Here is a 20,946-nt window from a genome sequence, read left to right as displayed (position 1 = left end):
TCAACCACTTGCAACCGATTCCTCGTGTTGCGTCCCGAACGTTTCGTCCGAGGTGAGCCGCCCATTCTATATCGTTTTTTGTGGCCGTCAACACCTTCATTTCACTTTTTCGAAGATGCCGCGACTCGTCAAAAACTGCGTGGACGACTCCGGGCCGCGCATCATACGAGCTACAGGAAAAAGCACAAGCACTAATTTGAATATCGCGACTAAACCGCATTACGCCGCGCGTTTTCAGGCTGACACGAGGCGCACCCGGGCAAAGTTGCGCTTGCCCACCTGCAAGACGCCTTCAAATCCCACGCTGAAAATACGTTGCGCGTCTTCAGCCACCTCGGTGTCGATGCGCACGGCACGCTCCTTCAACTTGCGACTTGCTTCTGAATTGCTGGCCGTGATGCCTGCCGCTGTAAGCAATGCGGCGAGCCGGATGCCTTCGGCCGGAACGGCGATGTCGTTGAGCGGAAGCAGCGCGGTATCCCCTTCGCCACGCACTACCGCATGCCAACCGGCAATCGCCTGCTCGGCGGCGGCGGCATCGTGAAAGCGCGTGACCAGTTCGCGCGCGAGACGCAGCTTGGCATCGCGCGGATTCAACGTCCCATCGGCGATCTCGCGCTTCATCTGCGCCAGCTCATCCAGTGACACTTCAAAGCTGAGTAATTCGAACCAGCGCCACATCAACTCGTCGCCAATCTTCATCGTCTTGGTGACCATGTCGATCGCCAGCTCGTTGATTCCGATGTAGTTGCCGAGCGACTTGGACATCTTGTTGACGCCGTCCAGACCTTCAAGCAGGGGCATGGTCAGCACGATCTGCGGTGGCTGGCCGTGGTGTTCCTGCAGCGCTCGCCCCATCAGCAGGTTGAATTTCTGATCGGTGCCGCCGAGCTCGACGTCGCACTTCAACGCGACCGAGTCGTAACCCTGCACCAGCGGATACAGAAATTCATGAATGGCGATCGGCTGTTGCGATGCGTAGCGCTTGGCAAAGTCATCGCGCTCCAGCATGCGCGCCACCGTATGCTGGGCGGCGAGCTTGATCAGATCGGCAGCGGACATCTGGCCAAACCACTCCGAGTTGAAGCGCAGCTCGGTGCGCTCCTTGTCCAACACCTTGTAGACCTGACTGGCATAGGTCTCGGCATTGGCCAGCACGTCCTCGCGGGTGAGCGGTTTACGAGTGACGTTTTTGCCGGTTGGGTCACCGATCATGCCGGTGAAATCACCGATCAGAAAAATCACCTGATGGCCTAGATCCTGAAACTGCCGCATCTTGTTCAGCAATACGGTGTGACCCAGATGCAGATCGGGCGCCGTTGGATCGAAGCCGGCCTTGATGCGCAGCGGTCGACCGCTTTTCAGGCGCTCAATCAACTCTTCTCGCTTGATGATTTCGTCGGCACCGCGGGTAATCGTCGCCAACGCCTGCTCAAGCTCGCTCATGTATTTCTCTCAGATCGCAAGGTCAATGAATCGGCCGTCATCGAAAGTCTGACTATGCCAAAAGGTTAATTGTGCGTTAATCGGTAATGCCGCGCAAACCCTTGATGCAAAAGGGCGTTGACGCGATTTGCACATGACAGTTATGGTACGACCTGTTTGCAATTCTGTATTGGCGGGCGGGTAAAATGGCTGAAGAGAAGCAGGGCGCGCGTCAAGCCCGCAAGCAGGCCATCTGCCGCAAGGCCCAACACCGTCACTCCCATTTCTACGAGCGTTTCTCACACTGGCCACTCCACCAGTCAGACGTTGTCGAGCCGATTCACTGGCATCGTGAGCGCTGGGTGCTCGCTGGCACCGCGCTGCTTATCACGCTGCTGTCCGGCTTCATCATGCCGGCCTGGGCCAGCGCGATGCGTCCCGCCGCCGTGCCGGAAGCACATACATTACTGTCTCTTGCCTTGCCCAAAGTGGCAGCGGTGAGCGCACCCACGCCAACCGTCGATGACTGGCAGGTCGTGCGTGTGCAGCCTGGTCAAACGCTATCGGACATCTTCACCGGCCGCGGCTTAAGCATGACCGACCTGCAGAAGGTCATGGACGCATCGGGCAGTGCCAAGTCGGCACTGCACAATATTCGTCCGGGCGAAGAATTCGATTTTCTGCTGGGCAGCGGTGGCAACCTCAAGGGTCTGCGTTTCGACCAGGATGACGCCAACCGCGCCACCGTGCGTCTTGACGGTGACCATCCCTCGGTCAGCATCCAGCAGCGTGATATGGATACGCGCGAGCAGGTTGCCCATGGCGTGATACGGAGCAGCCTCTATGCTGCGGGCGATCAGGCCGGCATGGACGCAGCAATGGTCGGCAAACTCGCCGACCTGTTCAAGTACGACGTCGATTTCGTACAGGACCTGCGCGAGGGCGACAGCTTCACTGTGATTTACGACGACATCTATCGTGACGGCACCCGCTACGGCGAGGGCAATATCGTTGCCGCCGAATTCATCAACCAGGGCAAACGCTACACTGCCTATCGATTCAAAAAGGCCAGCGGTGACTATGGCTGGTTCAGCGAAGATGGCCGACCGATCCAGAAATCGTTCCTGCGTATTCCGGTCGACTTCACCCGTATCTCATCCACCTTCAGCGTGGCGCGACTGCACCCGATTCTTGGCCTGATGCGCGCGCACAAGGGTGTGGATTACGCAGCGCCCACCGGCACACCGATCCATGCCGCCGGCGATGGTGTGATCAAGTTCAAGGGCTGGATGAACGGCTACGGCAATTTCGTCATCATCCAGCACAGCAACACGATCAGCACGGCCTACGGTCACATGTCGCGCTACGGCACCGAACGTGTCGGCCAGCATGTCGCCCAGGGACAGGTCATCGGCTTTGTTGGCATGACGGGTTTGGCCACGGGGCCGCATCTGCATTATGAATTCCGCGTCGATGGCGTACAACGCAATCCGCAGACGGTGACGCTACCCAAACCCGAACTGCTACCCGCGGTACAGCTGGCCCGATTCAAGGCACAGGTAGTACAGCCGCAACTGGCCCGACTGACGGAGCTGGACGCCCGTATCAAGCTCGCCCACGCGAACGCCCCTGCCAACAACGACAACTGAGCATGGCACAAGCGTGACTGACGATTCGGCGCTCTATATCGGGCTGATTTCCGGCACCAGCGCCGATAGCATCGACGCCGCGTTGGTCAGCTTCGACGGTGGCTTGCCGCAAGTCCATGCCACCTATGCGCACCCCTGGCCTTCCACACTGCGCGAACGCATGCTCAGCTTGATGCAGGACGAAGCTGCGCTGAACCTCGATGCATTTGGACATCTGGACGTCGAAATCGGGCACTGCTTTGCAGAGGCCGCGCTGCAGTTGCTGGAACAAAGTGGCACACCAGCTCACTCAGTGCGAGCGATCGGTTCGCATGGCCAGACCATTCGTCACCGACCCACAGGGGACTATCCGTTCACCATGCAGCTGGGCGATGCCAGCGTGATTGCCGAGCGTTGCCACATCGATGTGGTTGCCGACTTTCGTCGCGCGGATATCGCAGCCGGTGGGCAGGGCGCGCCACTGTTGCCCGCATTGCACGCGATGCTGCTGGCGAAGGAAGGCCATGCCCGCGTCGTACTCAATCTTGGCGGCATTGCCAACATCACCGTGCTGGGTGCCGACGGCACGGTGCTCGGTTTTGATACCGGGCCCGCCAACGGATTGCTCGACGCGTGGTGCATGCGCCATCGTGGCGAGCCGTTTGATCGTGATGGCGCTTTCGCGTCCAGCGGCAATGTCGATATGCGCTTGCTCGAAGTGCTCCTGGCCGATGCCTATTTCGCACTGCCGCCGCCCAAAAGCACTGGACGCGAGCACTTCCATCTCGGTTGGCTGGCAGCGCATCGTGCCCTGGCTGGCATTCGTCCCGCCGATGTCCAGGCAACCTTGCTGGAACTAACCGCTCGCAGTGTGGCCGAAGCGATCGCTCAACAGACACCGATGACGGCCGATGTTCTTGTCTGCGGGGGCGGTACACACAACAGCAGGCTCATGGAACGACTGACCACACTGTTGGCGCCGCGCGTCGTCAGCAGCACGGCACAGCATGGCATCGACCCCGATTTTCTGGAGGCCGCCGCTTTCGCATGGCTGGCGCGCCAGCGCCTACTGGGATTGCCGGGCAACCTGCCGGCGGTGACGGGAGCGCGGGGTTCACGAGTGCTCGGTGCAATTTACTCGGCGCCCACCGACGACGATGCGTCGGCATGGCGAAACCTCGGCCACAAGTAGAAGAACAGCAGTGTTGCTGGAATAATCGACAGTACGGTGATCACAAAGTACTGGCCATAGCCCGTAGCCGCTGCGATGCCTCCGGCAAAGAAACCGAGTACCTTGCCTGGCAGATTGACCATTGAACTTAACAGCGCGTATTGCGTGGCAGTGTGTTCACGATTGACCAGCGATGACAGGAACGCCACCGTCGGCGGACCCAGCATGCCCAGCGTGAGGTTCTCCCCGGAAATCACCATGGTCAGCACGAGCAGATTGCCCGGATGGGCGATCAATGCCAGATACAGAAGGTTGCTGCAGCCACAAAGCACGACGGTGACACCCAGCGAGCGCCATGCACCCCAGCGAGCTACCGCTGCGCCACCGAGGAATACTCCGACGATGCCGATCCAGATGCCGTAGATCTTGGTGATGCTACCGATCTCGGTCTTGGAAAAGCCCATGTCGCGATAGAACGGACTCATCACGCCGCCAATGGTCGCCTGCTCGGGAATCTTGAACAGCAGGATAAACAACAGCGTCACAACGGCAATATGCCAGCCATAACGGCGAAAGAAATCAGCAAACGGATCGATCACGCTTTCGCGCATGGCGGCACGCCAGCCGCGCGGAGCAACCAGACGTACATCAGGCTCCCGTGCCGTCAGTGTTGCCGCGATCGGCAGACCCATGGCGATAGCCATCACCATATATACCGAGCTCCAGGCGATGTGATCGGCAAGGATCAGCGCCAGCGCACCGGCCAGAATCAGCGCGATGCGATAGCCCAGCGAATACGTCGCGACCAGCGCACCCTGCGCCTCAATCGGCGCGATTTCGATACGGTAGGCGTCCACCGCGATGTCTTGGGTAGCGCCAAAGAACGCGACGACCAAGGTCGCGCCGACAAACGGAATCAGTTGCGTCGGCGTCAAAAAGGCCATTGTCAGCAGGCCGGCAGCAACGCCCAGCTGCGCAAATAGCAGCCAGCCACGCCGACGTCCCAGCCGTGAAAAGCCAGGAATGCGCCAGTGATCGAGTAGCGGCGCCCACAAAAACTTGAGTGCGTACGTCATGCCCGCGCTGGCGATCATCGTGATGTCCTTCAGCACGATGCCGTTTTCTTTCAGCCAATAAGCCAGTGTGCCGGCCACCAATAGAAATGGCAGGCCCGACGAGAAACCGAACAGCAGCATTGTCCAGGCCGCCGGCTGCGCAAACGATTTCCACACGGATGGCCTGGACGTCTTCACGTCACGCGCAGGCAGGCTTTTTCCGACCGACTCAATCGGCATAGTCGACGATATACGGCGCGTGATCGGAGAATCGCTGGTCGCGATAGATCGAGCAATCCGTCAACCGCTCACGCAGGGTCGGCGTGACGACCTGATAGTCGATCCGCCAACCGACGTTATTCGCGCGCGCCTGGCCACGGTTCGACCACCACGTGTACTCGATCGTATCGGGCTTGATCGCGCGAAAGCTGTCGACCCAGCCACGCTGCTGAAACAGTAGATCCAACCAGGCACGCTCCTCAGGCAGACAGCCGGAGTTTTTCTGATTCGAGCTCCAGTTCTTGATGTCGTTCTTGGTGTGCACGATGTTCCAGTCGCCGCAGATCACATAATCGCGGCCGCTCTTCAGCCAGCCATCGAGGATCGGCGTGAACCACTCCATCGCCTTGAACTTGAACTGCTGACGCTCGTCACCGGACGAGCCCGACGGAAAATACAGCGACACGACCGACAGATTGCCGAAGCGTGCTTCGATATAGCGACCTTCGTTATCGAACTCGTCCCAACCCAGCTCGGTCAGCACCTGATCGGGCTCTCGTTTGGCATAGATGGCGACGCCGCTGTAACCCTTCTTGCTGCTGGCGTCGCGATAAAAACAATGGTGCCCGTCGGGGCGGAACATCGGGTCGCTGAGCTGATCTTTCTGCGCCTTGGTTTCCTGTAGACATACGACATCCGCATTTTGTGTGCGCAACCACTCGAACACACCCTTGGTCGCGGCCGAGCGGATGCCATTGGCATTGAGGCTGATGATGCGCATGAGGTTTTCCGGCAAGTGATGCGTGATCATAACAACCTCGGGCCAGCGTCATGGACTGCGACGAGCGGTACCATGGTTGCCATCGCTGCGCGCGGCATCACATGCTGAACGACGCACTCTGAATTTTCCTGTCCTGAACATCCACAAACGAGGCGACCTGTGCACGATTACCAGCGCGACTTCATCGAACTCACGCTCAGCCGCGAAGTACTGCGCTTCGGCGAGTTCACCCTGAAATCCGGTCGACTGAGTCCGTATTTTTTCAACATGGGGCGGATCGATTCCGGCGCCGCTCTTGCGCAGCTTGGTCGCGCTTATGCCGCCGCGGTGGTGGATTCCGGCATAGAGATCGATATGTTGTTCGGGCCAGCCTACAAGGGCATTGCGCTGGCGGCGGCAACAGCCATCTCACTGGCCGAGCAGCATCAGCGCGATCTTCCCTGGGCCTACAACCGCAAAGAAGTGAAGGATCACGGCGAAGGCGGCACGCTGGTCGGTGCACCACTCAAGGGCCGTGTGCTGATCGTCGACGACGTGATGACCGCCGGCACTGCCGTGCGTGAATCATTGGCGTTGATTGAAGCGCACGGCGCCACGGCCGCGGGCGTATTGATTGCGCTGGATCGTCAGGAGCGCGGGCAGGGCGAGCGCTCGGCCGCGCAAGAAGTGACGGCCGACTATGGCGTTCCGGTGATTGCGATTACCAGCCTCGACGACGTGCTGGCCTATGCGGGTGAACGGCCGCAGCTGACCGCTGAACACGAGCGCCTGCTGGCCTACCGTGATCGCTATGGCGTCCAGCGCTGAACATAGCCCCAGTAGTGCCAGCGTTGGCGGCAGCTGCAAACAGAGCAAGCCGCATCGCCGGTTATACTGACGGTAACAGGGGGATTTATGCGCAAATTGTTATTTGTTTTTACCGCCGCCGCGTTGTTCGCAAACGTCGCGGTGCATGCCCAAGCGCCGACCACAGGTAGCGGCATCCGCTACAAATGGCACGATGGACAAGGCAAGTTGCACTTCAGCGACAGCCTCAATGCCGAAGCCATGAAATACGGTTTCGACGCGGTGAATGACCAGGGGATGGTGATCCAGCACGTATCGCGCCAGCTAACGCCGGACGAGCGTGCTGCGGCTAACAAATTAGCCGCCGAGCAGGCGGCAAAACAACAGGCCGAACAAAAGCGTCACGACGCCGAAGCGCAGATGCTGGATGCCTATCCTGACGAAAACTCGTACAAGATTTCGCAGCAACAGGCGCTCGATACGCTGGACCAGCAAATCCACACCACCCAACTCAATTTGAAGACCCAGGAAAAGGCGCTGACCGACCTGCTTGGGCGGGCGGCGGAAATAGAACGGACACAAAAAACGGTGCCGAAATTCATCAACGACAGCATCGCCAACCAGCGCGCCGTGGTTACCGGCCAGCAAAATACCTTGCAGCACCAGCAAGCGCTGCGCACGCAGATGGTCCAGGATCAGGCGACTCAGCTGGCGCGCTATCGTGAACTCAAAGCGGCACAGGCAAGTCCAGCGCAATAGTTATTGTCATTTAGATGGTTAGATCAGACTTATGGATCTGATCATTTTTAAAAAGGGCCGGTGCAGACCGGCCTTTTTTGTTCGGCTTCGAATCAGAAACACCGCACTATCAAAACGGCATCTTCAGCGTGAAGTCGACCGCCAGTAGCTGCTTGCGGAAAACCTGCTGAATGCGCTTGAGCGCCACCGCATCGTCCGCCTCGAAACGCAGCACAAGCACCGGCGTGGTGTTGGAAGCACGCACCAGTCCCCAGCCATCGGGCCAATCTGCGCGCAACCCGTCGATGGTGATCAGCGTGGCCTCGCCAAAACTGGCCTGCTGACGCAATTTATCCATGAACGCGTAGTGCTCGCCTTCGGTCAGTTCGATCTTCAATTCGGGCGTGGAAACACTTTTCGGAAGCGTGGCGAAGATCTCTTCGGGCGTACGCCCCTGCATATCACCGCCGAGGATTTCCATCAGTCGCGCCGCCGCGTAAATGCCGTCGTCGAAGCCGTACCAGCGCTCCTTGAAGAAGAAGTGTCCGCTCATCTCGCCAGCCAGCTCCGCACCCGTTTCGCGCATCTTGGCCTTGATCAGCGAATGGCCAGTGCGCCACATCAACGGGCTGCCGCCAGCATCCAGAATCTGACCCTTGAGATGGCCGGTACACTTGACGTCGTAGATCACCGTGGCACCGGGCTGACGTGACAACACATCCCGCGCAAACAGCATCAGCAGGCGATCGGGGAAAATGATCTCGCCCGAGCGGGTCACCACACCCAGACGGTCGCCGTCGCCATCGAACGCGATGCCCAGGTCGGCGCCGGTACTCTTCACCGAAACAATCAAGTCTTCCAGATTGTGCGGGTCGGATGGGTCGGGATGGTGGTTCGGGAATGTGCCATCGACTTCGCAATACAGCGGAATGACCTCGCAGCCAATGCCTTCCAGCACCTGCGGCGCCAGCGCGCCAGGGATGCCGTTGCCGCAGTCGACGACGATCTTGAGTGATCGTTCGACTTGCACGTCACCGACGATTTTCTCGATATAGTCAGACGTCACGTCGACTTGTCGCAGCGCACCCTGACCGTCGCTGTTGAGCGCGCCTGTGGCGATACGCTGATACAGATCCTGGATCGCGCCTTCGGATAGCGTCTCGCCAGCGACCACAATCTTGAAGCCGTTGTAGTCCGGCGGATTGTGGCTACCTGTGACCGCTACACCGCAACCGGTGTTGTATCGAAACGCCGCGAAATAAACGACCGGCGTCGACACTGCGCCGATATCGATCACGTCGATGCCGGCAGCACGCAGACCGTCCGACAGTGCACCAGCCAGTTCGGGACCGGACAGACGACCGTCTCGGCCCACTACGATTTCGCGCAGACCCTTTTCGCCCATCAGCGTGCCGATCGACTGACCGAGTGCACGGGCAACCTCCTTGTTCAAGGTTTTTCCCACCACACCACGCACGTCATACGCGCGGAAAATGCTGGGATCGAGCTCGATTGCCGGTGCAGATGGCAACGGCGGGGAGGGTCGCGCGGTAGCTGCCGCGATGTCGACCGGTGGACTGAGCTTTTTAATTCTTGCGGGCAGCGCCACCTCTTCGGGTTCAGGCGCTGCGGATGCAGTCGCACGGATGCGCAGGCGCAGCAGAAAAAAGGCACCCCCGATCCCTAACAGAGTCAGCAGAGCTGCCAGTGGCCACACGTGCGGCAGCACGATAAACGCATCCGGCAGCCCCGCATAGACACTGAATGCGCTACCGGCCACCGGCTTTCCCGCTACCTCTGCTATCGCCGACGTGGCGCCATCGGAGGACAAACTCATCTCTCCATGGTCGTCGCCCTGACGAAGCTCGAGCCGACCACCGGCTGGCGACACCGATTCGAACAGTTGCTGCAACGGCGCAAATGGCAACTCGACCCAGACCCAGACCGTCGGTTGTTGCGATGGTCCCAACGGCACGATGAGGCTGAGATGACGATCCCCATTACCCACGGATACGCTTTGCATCAATGAAGGGCCATCGGCACTCCGCGCCGCCATCAACTGGGCTGCCTTGGCATAGCCAAATTCGTGATAGTTGGCGTGCAGCACTTCGTTTAGATCACCGCTATACAACTCCAGCCTTTGCACCTGTGGAAGCTGCTGGCGAAGCGCCAAGGCGCTCTTGACCGGATCGCTCATCACCGTGGTGGGATCGACCGAGCCCAATACTTTCTGGACCTTGCTGCGCTGGGCAGCGATCTCGACGATCAGCGCATGCACGGCCTGATCCTGCGCCGCATGAACGCGCTCGATCGAACTGCCCTCTTCAGCAATCAACCAGGTCTGCCATGCGCAAAAAAGCCCGAGCAGGAACAGCAGCGTCGCGCCAGCCAACGGCAGCTGACGCCGCCAGTCAACCTGCGAATGCCGCAAACGTCCTACCGCGATGCTCAACGCCATGTCCCATCCCCGAGATTTTTGTTGCAGTCCCCCAACACATCCAGCCCATCCTACCTAATTGATACCGGTGGAACCGAATCCGCCAGCACCACGTTCACTGACAACAAATTCCGTCACGACATTGAGGCGTGCCTGTGCGACCGGCACCAGTAGCAGCTGTGCGATGCGATCGCCGATGTCGATGGTGTACGGCTCGATGCCGCGGTTCCAGCACGAAATCATCAGCGGCCCCTGGTAATCCGCATCGATCACGCCAACCAGATTACCCATCACCAACCCATGCTTGTGGCCCAGGCCCGAGCGCGGAACGATCAACGCACACCAGCCCGGATCGCCAATATGAATGGCGATGCCGCTGGGCACCAGCACACTCTCGCCGGGCGCCAGTGTCAGTGGCCGCTCCAACGCCGCGCGCAGATCCATGCCGGCGCTGCCGATGGTCGCTGTCTCAGGTAGCGGAATGCTGTCGCCAAGGCGCACATCCAGAATTTTCAATGCTATGTCGATGACCGGTCGATTCATCCGGCGCGGCTCGCGCGATAGCACTGCGCAATCTGCGTAATGAGCTGACGGGCAAGCTCGGGTTTGGCTGCGCGCGGCAGCTCGATCGCACCATCGGCCCAGTAGACGCTCAACGCGTTGTCGTCGGCTTCGAAACCGAGGCCTTCACCCACCTGATTGGCAGCAATCATGTCCAGCCCCTTGTTTCGCAGCTTGTGCTGCGCGTAGTTCGCGACATCGTGCGTCTCGGCGGCAAAGCCGACCAGAAACGGATGCACCGGTTTGGCTGACAGGCTAGTGAGGATGTCGGGGTTCTCACTGAGCTGCAACGACAGGCCAGCCCCATCGCGCTTCTTCAACTTGTGCGCGGAGACATAGTTGGGTCGGTAGTCGCCGACCGCCGCCGCGCCGATGTAGATGTCTGCCAGAGCCGATGCATCCAACACGGCAACATGCATCTGCGCCGCGCTGCGCACATCGATGCGCCGCGCTACGCCAGCTGGCGTAGGCAGACTCACGGGCCCTGCAACCAGGGTCACGTTGGCACCGGCCAGTGCGGCGGCTTGCGCGACCGCAAAGCCCATGCGGCCCGAACTGCGGTTGCCGATGAAGCGCACCGGGTCGATATCCTCATAGGTCGGGCCGGCACTGACCACCACATTCAATCCGGCCAGCGAACCGTCGCCAAACGACGCGGCCATAGCATCGCGCAGCTCGTGCGCTTCAAGCATGCGGCCGCTACCCACGTCACCGCAGGCCTGGTCGCCCGACGCCGGACCAAGCAGGCCCACGCCGCGCTGGCGCAGCGTCTCGATATTTGCCCGAGTGGCCGCATGCGCCCACATCTGCTGGTTCATCGCGGGCGCTACATACAGCGGCGCTGCACTGGCCAGACACAGTGTGGTCAGCAGGTCGTCGGCAAGGCCGTGTGCCAGCCGCGCGAGAATGTCCGCACTGGCGGGTGCGATCAAAATGCGTTCGGCCCAGCGCGCCAACTCGATATGCCCCATCGCCGCCTCAGCCTGTGCGTCCCACAGACTCACCCGCACGCTCTGGCCCGACAGCGCCTGAAAGGTGGTTGGGCTGAGAAAATGCGTGGCGCTTTCCGTCATCACCACGCGCACGTCCGCGTCCAGATCGCGCAGACGGCGAACCAGTTCGCAGGACTTGTAAGCGGCTATGCCGCCGGACACTCCCAGCAAGATACGGCGTTTGGCAAGACTCATGTAGGGCGGGCCTGACAATCGGGCAGACCGCTAGCTTACCGGATTCATTTGCCTCATCCGCTGCCTTTGATGTGCGGCAGCTGGCAGTCTGACGGCATGAGTATTCGAGACTGGCCCGAAGGCGAACGTCCCCGTGAAAAACTGCTGTCCCGCGGCAGCGCCACGCTGTCCGATGCCGAGCTATTGGCGGTACTGCTGGGCAGCGGCAGCCGCGGCAAGGATGCCATTGCACTGGGTCGCGAGCTGCTCGGCAATGCCGGCAGTCTCGGCGCGCTGCTGAGCAGTCCTGAGCAGCAGATCCGCGCCGGAGGCCTCGGTCCGGCCAAAAGGGCACGGATTGCCGCCGCGCTGGAATTGGCGCGGCGCAGCCTCGCCGAAGAGCTGCAGCAGCGGCAGAGTCTGGGCAACCCACGCGACAGCGGCGATTATCTGCGCGCCCGACTGCGTCATCTGCCTTATGAGGTATTCGGCTGTCTTTACCTGGATAACCGCCACCGGGTGCTGGCCTTCGAAGAACTGTTTCGCGGCACTATCGATGGCGCCAGTGTGCATCCACGCGAAGTCGTACGTGCCTGTCTGCAGCACAACGCCGGCGCGGTGATCTTTGCGCACAATCACCCGTCCGGAGTGGCCGAACCCAGTGCGGCCGATCGTGCGATCACGCATGAACTGCGTGACGCCCTGCAACTGGTCGGGGTACGCGTTCTCGATCATCTGGTGATCGGCAGCGGCGAGCCGGTATCAATGGCGGCGCGGGGACTGCTGTGAGCTGCTTCCACCGCCGCTACAAAATCCTCGGGCACAAAAAAGCGGCGTAGATAAACCACACCGCCGGGCCGATTTTAGTGAGGGAGAGAGCGGCGTCTCCGGATGCCATGCATGGAGGGGAGTCATGTCAGGCACCTGCTTATCTTCGCCATGCTGCATGACAACCCGATGACCTCTGCCGTTCGAGAGGAGTGCTGCAGGTCTCCGAAACTTATACACAAAATGGTGATACCGCCCCTTGCAGAGGTCATTGTGTATGCGGATCGAGGTATACATCGTAAGTATATGATAATGATTATTTATTTATCGACTTTTGCCGATTCTGCCCATACCACCATTAGTTTGCGTTGCCCAAGTCCTGATTTCCCCACAGACTTATCCACAGGCTCAAACACCGCGGTGCATCAAAATCAGCACTCGTTTGCACGCGAGATGCCCGCAAAGTCGTTGAGGCGCCGTATTACCGCCTGCCACATAAGGCGGTCTGTTAAGATCGGCGGTTCCATCCGAATTCGATCTCACCCGTGAAAGCACAGCTGCGCGAACTGGTTCTGCAGGCAATCAAGTCTTTGCAAAACGACACCACCCTGCCCGCGGACCTGGTGCTGCCCAGTTTTGTGATCGAACGCGCGCGCAGTCGTGAGCACGGCGACTTTGCCTGCAATATCGCGATGCTGCTGGCTAAACCGGCTCGCGCCAAGCCACGCGAGCTAGCCGACAAGCTGGTCGCCGCGCTGCCCGCCAACGCCCTGGTGAGAAAAGTGGAGATCGCCGGACCCGGTTTCATCAATTTCACTCTGGCCGCCAGCGCCTATCACGCAGAGATTCGTCAGATTCTCGATCAGGGCGATGCTTACGGCCGCAGCGAAAGTGGCGCGGGCAAGACCGTGGGCGTGGAGTTCGTCTCCGCCAATCCGACCGGACCATTGCATGTGGGCCACGGCCGCAACGCCGTTATCGGCGACTGCCTCAGCCGCCTGTTCGAGGCCATCGGCTGGAGCGTGAAGCGCGAGTTCTATTACAACGATGCAGGCGTGCAGATCGCGAATCTGGCGATCTCCGTGCAGGCGCGCGCACGCGGCGTGACACCGGACGACAGCAGCTGGCCGGAAAACGGCTACCGCGGCGATTACATAGCCGACGTGGCGCGCGCCTACCTCGATCGTGAGTCGGTGATCGCCGATGGCGAAACGGTGGCGGGTGCCGGCGATGTCGACAATCTCGATGCGATCCGCCGCTTCGCCGTGGCCAGCTTGCGCCGCGAGCAGGATCTCGACCTGAAGGCGTTTGGCGTTGGCTTCGACGTGTATTTCCTCGAGTCGTCTCTCTACAGCGACGGCAAGGTGGATGAGACCGTGCGGGGATTGGTCGCCCATGGCCACACCTACGAGAGCGAGGGTGCACTGTGGCTGCGCACGACCGACTACGGTGACGACAAGGACCGCGTGATGCGCAAGTCCGACGGTACGTTCACTTATTTCGTGCCCGACGTGGCTTACCACCTCAGCAAATGGCAGCGCGGCTACGAGCACGCCGTGACCGTATTGGGCGCAGATCACCACGGCACGTTGGCACGAGTGAAAGCCGGTCTGCAGGCGCTGGATGTGGGTATTCCTAAAGGCTGGCCCGAGTACGTGCTGTACCAGATGATCACGGTGATGCGGGATGGCCAAGAAGTTAAGCTTGGCAAACGTGCCGGCAGCTACCTCACTCTTCGTGATCTAATCGAAGAAGCTGGTCGTGATGCCACGCGCTACTTCCTGATCGCTCGCAAGACCGACTCGCAGCTGATTTTCGACATCGATCTGGCGCGCTCGCAGAGCAACGACAATCCTGTGTATTACATCCAATATGCGCACGCTCGCGTGTGCAGCGTGCTGCGCCAGGCGCCCGAAAAGGGCTTCACCTTCGATCTGCAGGATGGTCTTGCGCATCTCGCCCGGCTGGACAACGAACACGAGCAGATCCTGCTGACCGAGCTGTCGAAATACCCGGAGCTGGTCGAGGCCGCCGCGGTGAATCTGGAGCCGCATATTATTGCCGCGTGGCTGCGCGAACTGGCCAATGCGTTTCACACTTACTACAACTCGCATCAGTTCCTGGTCGACGACGACGCGCTGCGCAACGCGCGCCTTGCACTGGTGGTCGCCACCCGGCAAGTACTGAAGAATGGTCTGGGTTTGTTGGGCCTGAGCGCCCCGGAGAGCATGTAATGGCACCACGCAAGGGCAAGGGTCGGCAGGCCGTGCGCAATAACAGCGGCGGCTTTCCCGGCTGGGGTTATGCCGTGATCGGCATCGTACTGGGCGTCATCATGACGGCGGTGGTGATGCGCGGATCGCTGTTCGACAGCCTGCACAAACCCGATGGCCCACAGGCCAATCCGCAGGCCACCGCGGAAAGCAGCAGCGACCCTGGTGTGGTGCCGGCAACCTCTGCCGAAGCCGCGCCGAAAAAGCCGCAGTTCGATTTCTATTCCGTGCTGTCGGAGAAGGAAGTGCGGATTCCCGATGCCGTGATCAGCGCACAGGCGCGTGCCGAACAGCAAAAACAGGCGGCTGCCCAGCAGCAGGCTGCCGCTCAACCAACCGCCGCAGCGCCGTCAGCGCCCGTCAATACGAATGCGCCGGCGGCTATCAGCGAAACCATTACGGCCGCACCCGCCGCCCCGGCACCGACCTCCGCGGCTGGTAGTGGCTATCTGCTGCAGGTCGGCGCGTTCCCGAACCCGTCCGACGCAGAAACCTTGAAGGCAAAACTGGCCATGCAAGGCTTTGTCGCAACGGTGCAATCCGTCAATGTCGGCGGCCAAGCTTACCATCGCGTGCGGCTGGGACCGTTCCACTCCGCCACTGATCTGGAATCGACCAAGCAGCGGCTGGCCAGTGCCGGCATCAATGCGATTGCCCTGAAGGAAGGCAAATAGCTCAGCCTTAACCGCGCACGTGCCTCATGCACAAGTTGCATAAGAGGCGCCGTTTTTGTTTGGACGGCTAAAACGACATCGCGTGTTTAACCGGTTATGCTCAGGGTTCGTCCCCGTATGGATCGTGCCCATGAAACGACTGCTGTTGCTGCTTACCTTGCTGATCGGTGTCAATGTGTCTGCCGCCGAGCTGCCGTATAACACCACCGCCGATGCGAATGCCGACGTAGCGCACGCGCTGGCCCAGGCCAAGGCAAGGCATACGCCGGTGCTGCTGATCTTTGGCGCCAACTGGTGCGAGGATTGCCGCTCGCTCGATCGCGCGCTGAAGACCGAAAAAAATGCCGGGCTGATCAAGCAGCAGTTCCAGGTGGTGAAGATCGACGTCGGCAACTTCGATCACAACCTCGATATCACCAAGCGTTACGATGATCCGACCAAGAACGGTATTCCTGCGGCAGTGATCGTGTCGCCGGACGACAAGATTCTCTACTCCACGAAAGCGGGCGAACTGTCGAACGCGCGCCGGATGAATGACGACGGCGTCTACGGCTTCTTCAAGCAGGCGATTGCCACGTCGCAATCCGCAACGAAGTAACCGCTACGGGTTGGAAATGAGCTGGGCGGCCCTCGCCGCTCAGCTTTTGCGCTTCAACCGGATCAGCGCCGAAATATCGTCATCGCCATAGCCCTGACTCATCAGCTCGGCGTAGTCGGCCAGTGACTCTTTGATGAGTCGGCTATCGATTCCGGCCTGCTCGGCGATACCGCGCACGATACCCAGGTCCTTGTGCAGCAGGGCGAGCTTGAAGCCCACGCTGAACTCATCGCGCAGCATGGTCGCACCGCGCTTTTCCAGAAACCAGTTGCCGGCCGCACCAGCGCCCAGCGTGGGAATCAGGCGTTCCGGATCAAGCCCCAGCGCCTCACCCAAGGCGAGTCCCGCGCACACCGCCTGGGCGATGCCGGCCACCAGCACTTGGTTGACCGCCTTGGTCGCCTGTCCCGCCCCGACCGCACCGAGATGGGTCACTTTCAAGGCATAGGCTTCCAGCACCAGCCGCGCACGCTCGAGCACATCAACATCGCCACCGACCATCACCGACAGCTTGCCGTTCTTCGCGCCTTCCACCCCGCCGGACACCGGCGCATCGAGGAAATGCGCACCGACTTCGCCAAGGCGTGTCGCGGCACGTCGTGCGGTGTCCGGCGCCACGGTCGAATGATCGATCACGATGGCCCCCGGCGGCAGCTGCGGCACCAGCGCTTCGATCGTGGACAGTACATCGGCATCGGCGGTGACGCACAGCGCAATGACATCACACTTCGCGGCCAGCTCGGCCAGCGTGTCCGGTGCGGTTACCCCTAGCTGTTGCGCCAGCGCCGCCGCTTTTGCATGCGTACGGTTGGCGACGGCAACCAACAGGCCGTGCTCATGAAGATGGGTAGCCATCGGGGCACCCATCGCGCCCAGACCAATGAAACCTGCCTTGATGCTCATCTGTAGTCCTTGAAAGGTTGTCGGTTTTCGCGTGTACGCAACTAACCGTATCTACTGCATATGCCAGCCGTGGCTGACCACGATCGACTGTCCGGTCAAGGCGGCGGACGGGAAGGTGGCCAGATACAGCGCCGTCTGTGCGATGTCCTCGACCGTGGTGAACACGCCATCGACGCTGTCTTTCAGCATCACGTCCTTGATCACCGCTTCCTCATTGATACCAAGCGTAGCGGCTTGTTCGGGAATCTGCTTTTCGACCAGCGGCGTGCGCACGAAACCCGGGCAAATCACATGTGACCGCACGTTATGCGCAGCACCTTCCTTGGCCAGCGTGCGCGCCAGGCCAAGCAGGCCGTGCTTGGCAGTGACATAAGCCGATTTGAGTTTCGATGCCTCATGCGAGTGCACCGAACCCATATAGATCACGATGCCGCCTCGGCTTGTGCCGTTCATGCCATCTTTTTTGTACATATGCTGCAACGCGGCCTTGGTGGTCAGAAAGCCGCCGTCGAGATGGATCGCCAGCATCTTTTTCCAATCGGCGAAATCGAACCGCTCGATCGGGTTGACGATCTGCACACCGGCATTGGAGACAAGGATGTCCAGACGTCCAAACGCCTTGACCACCGCATTGGTGCCGGCGTTGACGGCGGCCTCGTCGGTCACGTCCATCGCGATACCGATCGCCTTGCCGCCAGCAGCATGGATCTCGTCAGCCACCTTGTCAGCAGCCTGCTGGTTGATATCGGCAATGGCCACGCTGGCACCATGCTGCGCATATACCTCGGCAATAGCCTTGCCGATACCGCTGGCCGCACCAGTGATCAGCGCCACTTTGCCGTCAAGACTTGTCATACCGACTCCTTCACGCGAGGGAAGTACCGATGATAGGGCGACTCGCTCGGGCCTCTGCGAGCGCACCAAGAGCCTGCAGGGAGGTTCAGGATTGAACCGGGTGCAGTGCAAACCAGCCCAGGCAAAGCGCGCCGGCCACGATGCAGTAGATGCCAAACGACGCCAGACGTCCGTGGCCTTCGAAATAACGCATCAGGAAACGCACACTGAGATAGGCGGCGATAAAGGTCAGTAATCCGCCCAAGGCGGCGGTGGCGAGCTGGGCGTGGTCATGCAGCAGCTTCGGCAATTCCAGCACACCAGCCGCAAGAATGATCGGCGTGCCGAGCAGGAATGAGAATTCCGCCGCGTCCTTGCGGCTCAGCCCGACTCGACTGCCTGCGATCATGGTCAGGCCGCTGCGCGAAAAACCGGGAATCAGCGCGCCAATCTGCGCAACCCCCACCAACGCAGCCTGCACAAGGGTCAGGCGTTGTGGTCCGCCCTGCGGCGCATCGTCCTCGCGCTGGCGATCACCGAGCCACAACACGATGCCATTGACCATCAGGGCCAGCGCCACAATGCGCAAATCGTGGAATAGATGCTCCAACGGCTTTTCCAGCCACAAACCCACCAGACCTGCCGGTATCGTGCCGACAATCAAACCCCAGGCCAGCTGCCCCTCGTCACTGGAGCGGCCGCGCAAGGTGCCAAAGAATCCCTGCGCGACGGCCATCCAGCGGGCGCGGAAATACCACAGCAACGCCATGGCTGTTCCCAGGTGCAAAGACACCAGAAACGGCAGCAGCGCCGGCGTATGTTTGTCCAGATGCACACCGAATAGCGCCGGAACCAGCAAGGTATGACCGAGACTGCTGACCGGGAACAGCTCGGTCACACCCTGGAGGACACTCAGCAATAGCAACAGCAGTACATTCATCTCTTCGTCCTTACTTCGATAGTCATGCGCGATGCGCGCCGTTCACTCTGCGCAAGGGTAATTTGCATGGCGTAACGAGTGATCAGGAAATTTCTGCCAGATAGGTATAGCCCAGCAGTCCTCGGTGCAAGGACTCGATGAGCAATGTGGCCTCTTCACCAACGATGCCGGCAGCAGACATTTTGTCAGCATAGGCTGCACGCAGCGCGGCCAGGTCGTAGCCGACGTAATCGAGCATCAGATCGGTGGTGTCGCCGCTTCGCTTGTGCGCGAATACATAGCTGTCGCCGTCGACCCGCACGTTGACCGCATCGGTGTCGCCGAACAGATTGTGGATGTCGCCCAGCGTCTCCTGGTACGCACCCACCATGAAGATGCCGAGCCGATAGCTCTCGCCCTCGTTCAACGCATGTAGCGGCAGGCTCACGTCGACGCCCTCGGCATCGACATAATGATCGATGCGGCCGTCCGAGTCGCAGGTGAGGTCGACGATCACGCCGCGGCGCGTCGGTTGCTCGTCGAGCCGGGCGATCGGGGCGATCGGGAAGATCTGCCCGATCGCCCAGATATCCGGCACCGATTCGAACACCGAGAAATTGACGAAGTATTTGTCGACCAGCTTCTCGTCCAGCTCGTCCAGCGCCTGCCGGTGCGAACGTTCGGCCGGCAGCAGGCGCGTGCGCACAGCGTTGGCGATGGCGTAGTACATCTCGTCCAGCCGCGCGCGATCGGTCAGCGTCAGCTGGCCCAGCGCGTACAAGGCCTGACCTTCGGCAAGATGATGCTGGGCTTCGTGGAACAGTTCCAGCGGTGGGCGGCGATCCAGCTCCTCGTGCGTTTCGCGCAAGCGACGCAGCACGGCCGGCTCGACCGCATCCGGCGGTGGAATCGAGCCGGTCGGCACTTCTTCCACTTCGGTGACATTGACTACCATCACTGCGTGGTGTGCGGTCATCGCACGCCCCGCCTCGGTAAGGATGTGCGGCGCGGTCAGCCCCTCCGACTCCACCGCCTCGGCCAGCGACTGCACGATGGTGGCGGCGTACTGGTCGATCGAATAGTTGATCGAATTGTGGCTGCGCGAGCGCGTACCTTCGTAGTCGACGCCAAGACCACCGCCAACGTCGACGATCTCCAGCGGCACGCCCATGCGGGTCAGCTCGACGAAATAGCGCGTAGCCTCGCGCATGCCATTGGCAATGTCGCGCACGTTGGAAATCTGCGAACCCATGTGGAAATGCTGCAGCTTCAGCGTATGCTTGAGCCCCGCCGCATCCAGCCGCTTGATCAGCGTGAGCACCTGATCGGGCGACAGGCCGAACTTGCCTTTGTCGCCACCGGTGTTCTGCCACTTGCCCGCGCCAATGGACGCCAAGCGCACGCGCACGCCGAGCAACGGCTCTACACCCAGCGCCTTGGCCTCGGCAAAGACATGGTCGAGCTCGGACAATTTCTCGATCACGATATGCACGCGCAGACCCAGCTTCAGCCCGATCAACGCCAGCCGCACGTACTCGCGGTCCTTGTAACCGTTGCAGATCACGATGGAACCAGGTCGCGCCATCGCCAAAACGGCCATCAGCTCGGGCTTGGAGCCGGCCTCGAGGCCGAAGCCGTGCGTGCCCGCGGCCACCAGCTCGCCGGCCACGCCGCGCTGCTGGTTGACCTTGATCGGGTAGATGGCCGTATAGCCGCCCGCGTAATTCCACTCGCCGATAGCCTTGGCAAACGCGTCCTGCAGCCGCGCCAGGCGATCGGCCAGGATGTCAGGAAAACGCACCAGCAGTGGTAACCGCAGGCCCTCTTCGCGGGCGCGGGCCACGATACCGGGCAAGGAAAGGGCGGGGCCGGTCGGGCCGCGGGGACGCATCACGATATGACCGGCCGCATCGACGTCGACATAGCCGTCGCCCCAGTGCGCCATCGCATAGGTATCGCGGGCGGCGGCGGTATTCCACTGTTTCGCCATGGAAGGCATCTCCTCAAGTA

18 protein-coding genes are annotated in these 20,946 nt (G+C 60.7%); 8 read left to right on the top strand and 10 right to left on the bottom strand.

Translation table 11 applies throughout. From position 1 onward, the window contains the following. Positions 1–234: 234 nt before the first annotated feature. A complete protein-coding gene (gene tyrS, locus HDE80_RS12830; protein WP_184671417.1) occupies positions 235–1,446 on the bottom strand; it encodes a tyrosine--tRNA ligase in 1,212 nt (403 codons plus the stop codon). 185 nt (positions 1,447–1,631) lie between these two features. On the opposite strand from tyrS, the gene HDE80_RS12825 reads away from it, so the two are divergent. Both HDE80_RS12825 and HDE80_RS12820 read left to right on the top strand, forming a co-directional pair. Beyond that, the gene (locus HDE80_RS12825) at positions 1,632–3,074 is read left to right on the top strand and encodes a peptidoglycan DD-metalloendopeptidase family protein (protein WP_184671416.1); all 1,443 of its coding nucleotides are present in this window, start codon (positions 1,632–1,634) and stop codon (positions 3,072–3,074) included. A 13-nt stretch (positions 3,075–3,087) separates the two neighbouring features. Then, positions 3,088–4,245, top strand: coding sequence for an anhydro-N-acetylmuramic acid kinase (locus HDE80_RS12820; protein WP_184671414.1), 1,158 nt, complete (start codon positions 3,088–3,090; stop codon positions 4,243–4,245). Here the strand turns inward: HDE80_RS12820 and HDE80_RS12815 are convergent. Next, positions 4,188–5,420, bottom strand: a complete 1,233-nt coding sequence (locus HDE80_RS12815; protein ID WP_184671480.1) for an MFS transporter — start codon at positions 5,418–5,420, stop codon at positions 4,188–4,190. The genes HDE80_RS12820 and HDE80_RS12815 overlap by 58 nt on opposite strands. Before the next feature lie 88 nt (positions 5,421–5,508). After that, positions 5,509–6,279 (bottom strand): exodeoxyribonuclease III, encoded by a 771-nt coding sequence (locus HDE80_RS12810; RefSeq protein ID WP_184671478.1) that lies wholly within the window; start codon positions 6,277–6,279, stop codon positions 5,509–5,511. A gap of 159 nt (positions 6,280–6,438) precedes the next feature. Here HDE80_RS12810 and pyrE point away from each other — a divergent pair, with 159 nt between their 5' ends. After that, positions 6,439–7,086, top strand: a complete 648-nt coding sequence (gene pyrE, locus HDE80_RS12805) for an orotate phosphoribosyltransferase (RefSeq protein WP_184671412.1) — start codon at positions 6,439–6,441, stop codon at positions 7,084–7,086. Between the two features lie 87 nt (positions 7,087–7,173). Continuing rightward, positions 7,174–7,824 carry a DUF4124 domain-containing protein gene (locus HDE80_RS12800; RefSeq protein ID WP_184671410.1) on the top strand — a complete coding sequence of 217 codons (651 nt, stop codon included), beginning with the start codon at positions 7,174–7,176 and terminating at the stop codon, positions 7,822–7,824. Positions 7,825–7,933: 109 nt separating this feature from the next. Here the strand turns inward: HDE80_RS12800 and HDE80_RS12795 are convergent, their stop codons facing one another. From HDE80_RS12795 to coaBC, 3 genes are read right to left on the bottom strand one after another with little or no spacing between them, the layout of a single operon-like run. After that, entirely contained in the window at positions 7,934–10,261 is a 2,328-nt protein-coding gene (locus tag HDE80_RS12795; RefSeq protein ID WP_184671408.1) for a phosphomannomutase/phosphoglucomutase, read from the bottom strand. A gap of 54 nt (positions 10,262–10,315) precedes the next feature. Beyond that, on the bottom strand, positions 10,316–10,783 hold the full coding sequence (gene dut / locus HDE80_RS12790; RefSeq protein ID WP_184671406.1) for a dUTP diphosphatase: 468 nt from the start codon (positions 10,781–10,783) through the stop codon (positions 10,316–10,318). Further along, complete coding sequence (gene coaBC, locus HDE80_RS12785) at positions 10,780–11,988, bottom strand: bifunctional phosphopantothenoylcysteine decarboxylase/phosphopantothenate--cysteine ligase CoaBC (protein WP_184671404.1); 1,209 nt, start codon at positions 11,986–11,988, stop codon at positions 10,780–10,782. The genes dut and coaBC overlap by 4 nt, the downstream gene beginning before the upstream one ends. A gap of 96 nt (positions 11,989–12,084) precedes the next feature. On the opposite strand from coaBC, the gene radC reads away from it, so the two are divergent. The 4 genes from radC to HDE80_RS12765 all read left to right on the top strand — a co-directional run bounded on the left by radC (position 12,085) and on the right by HDE80_RS12765 (position 16,280). Next, on the top strand, positions 12,085–12,756 hold the full coding sequence (radC, locus tag HDE80_RS12780; RefSeq protein WP_184599894.1) for a DNA repair protein RadC: 672 nt from the start codon (positions 12,085–12,087) through the stop codon (positions 12,754–12,756). Positions 12,757–13,280: 524 nt separating this feature from the next. Continuing rightward, on the top strand, positions 13,281–14,969 hold the full coding sequence (gene argS, locus HDE80_RS12775; protein WP_184671402.1) for an arginine--tRNA ligase: 1,689 nt from the start codon (positions 13,281–13,283) through the stop codon (positions 14,967–14,969). Next, positions 14,969–15,682: an SPOR domain-containing protein gene (locus HDE80_RS12770; protein ID WP_184671399.1), complete on the top strand. Its 714-nt coding sequence runs from the start codon at positions 14,969–14,971 to the stop codon at positions 15,680–15,682. The genes argS and HDE80_RS12770 overlap by 1 nt, the downstream gene beginning before the upstream one ends. A 130-nt stretch (positions 15,683–15,812) precedes the next feature. Then, a complete protein-coding gene (locus HDE80_RS12765; protein WP_184599897.1) occupies positions 15,813–16,280 on the top strand; it encodes a thioredoxin family protein in 468 nt (155 codons plus the stop codon). Positions 16,281–16,319: 39 nt separating this feature from the next. On the opposite strand, the gene HDE80_RS12760 is transcribed toward HDE80_RS12765, so the two are convergent. The 4 genes from HDE80_RS12760 to speA all read right to left on the bottom strand — a co-directional run bounded on the left by HDE80_RS12760 (position 16,320) and on the right by speA (position 20,926). Then, the gene (locus tag HDE80_RS12760; protein WP_184671397.1) at positions 16,320–17,183 is read right to left on the bottom strand and encodes an NAD(P)-dependent oxidoreductase; all 864 of its coding nucleotides are present in this window, start codon (positions 17,181–17,183) and stop codon (positions 16,320–16,322) included. A gap of 51 nt (positions 17,184–17,234) precedes the next feature. Then, entirely contained in the window at positions 17,235–18,038 is an 804-nt protein-coding gene (locus tag HDE80_RS12755) for a 3-hydroxybutyrate dehydrogenase (RefSeq protein WP_184671395.1), read from the bottom strand. Between the two features lie 85 nt (positions 18,039–18,123). Next, the gene (locus HDE80_RS12750) at positions 18,124–18,957 is read right to left on the bottom strand and encodes an undecaprenyl-diphosphate phosphatase (protein WP_184671393.1); all 834 of its coding nucleotides are present in this window, start codon (positions 18,955–18,957) and stop codon (positions 18,124–18,126) included. Positions 18,958–19,039: 82 nt separating this feature from the next. Beyond that, a complete protein-coding gene (gene speA / locus HDE80_RS12745; RefSeq protein ID WP_184671391.1) occupies positions 19,040–20,926 on the bottom strand; it encodes a biosynthetic arginine decarboxylase in 1,887 nt (628 codons plus the stop codon). Positions 20,927–20,946: the final 20 nt, after the last annotated feature.

Origin of the sequence: Rhodanobacter sp. A1T4, from assembly GCF_014207185.1 — a bacterium.
Lineage (GTDB): Bacteria > Pseudomonadota > Gammaproteobacteria > Xanthomonadales > Rhodanobacteraceae > Rhodanobacter.
Note: the sequence above shows the minus strand (reverse complement) of the source record. Positions and strands in the feature narration are given on the sequence as shown.

What these genes read in the sequence shown, in the direction of transcription:
- tyrS (WP_184671417.1), bottom strand. Translation starts at nt 1,446, where the DNA reads ATGAGCGAGCTTGAGCAGGCGTTGGCGACGATTACCCGCGGTGCCGAC.
- HDE80_RS12825 (WP_184671416.1), top strand. Translation starts at nt 1,632, where the DNA reads ATGGCTGAAGAGAAGCAGGGCGCGCGTCAAGCCCGCAAGCAGGCCATC.
- HDE80_RS12815 (WP_184671480.1), bottom strand. Translation starts at nt 5,420, where the DNA reads ATGCTGCTGTTCGGTTTCTCGTCGGGCCTGCCATTTCTATTGGTGGCC.
- HDE80_RS12810 (WP_184671478.1), bottom strand. Translation starts at nt 6,279, where the DNA reads ATGCGCATCATCAGCCTCAATGCCAATGGCATCCGCTCGGCCGCGACC.
- HDE80_RS12800 (WP_184671410.1), top strand. Translation starts at nt 7,174, where the DNA reads ATGCGCAAATTGTTATTTGTTTTTACCGCCGCCGCGTTGTTCGCAAAC.
- HDE80_RS12795 (WP_184671408.1), bottom strand. Translation starts at nt 10,261, where the DNA reads ATGGCGTTGAGCATCGCGGTAGGACGTTTGCGGCATTCGCAGGTTGAC.
- dut (WP_184671406.1), bottom strand. Translation starts at nt 10,783, where the DNA reads ATGAATCGACCGGTCATCGACATAGCATTGAAAATTCTGGATGTGCGC.
- coaBC (WP_184671404.1), bottom strand. Translation starts at nt 11,988, where the DNA reads ATGAGTCTTGCCAAACGCCGTATCTTGCTGGGAGTGTCCGGCGGCATA.
- radC (WP_184599894.1), top strand. Translation starts at nt 12,085, where the DNA reads ATGAGTATTCGAGACTGGCCCGAAGGCGAACGTCCCCGTGAAAAACTG.
- HDE80_RS12770 (WP_184671399.1), top strand. Translation starts at nt 14,969, where the DNA reads ATGGCACCACGCAAGGGCAAGGGTCGGCAGGCCGTGCGCAATAACAGC.
- HDE80_RS12765 (WP_184599897.1), top strand. Translation starts at nt 15,813, where the DNA reads ATGAAACGACTGCTGTTGCTGCTTACCTTGCTGATCGGTGTCAATGTG.
- HDE80_RS12760 (WP_184671397.1), bottom strand. Translation starts at nt 17,183, where the DNA reads ATGAGCATCAAGGCAGGTTTCATTGGTCTGGGCGCGATGGGTGCCCCG.
- HDE80_RS12755 (WP_184671395.1), bottom strand. Translation starts at nt 18,038, where the DNA reads ATGACAAGTCTTGACGGCAAAGTGGCGCTGATCACTGGTGCGGCCAGC.
- HDE80_RS12750 (WP_184671393.1), bottom strand. Translation starts at nt 18,957, where the DNA reads ATGAATGTACTGCTGTTGCTATTGCTGAGTGTCCTCCAGGGTGTGACC.
- speA (WP_184671391.1), bottom strand. Translation starts at nt 20,926, where the DNA reads ATGGCGAAACAGTGGAATACCGCCGCCGCCCGCGATACCTATGCGATG.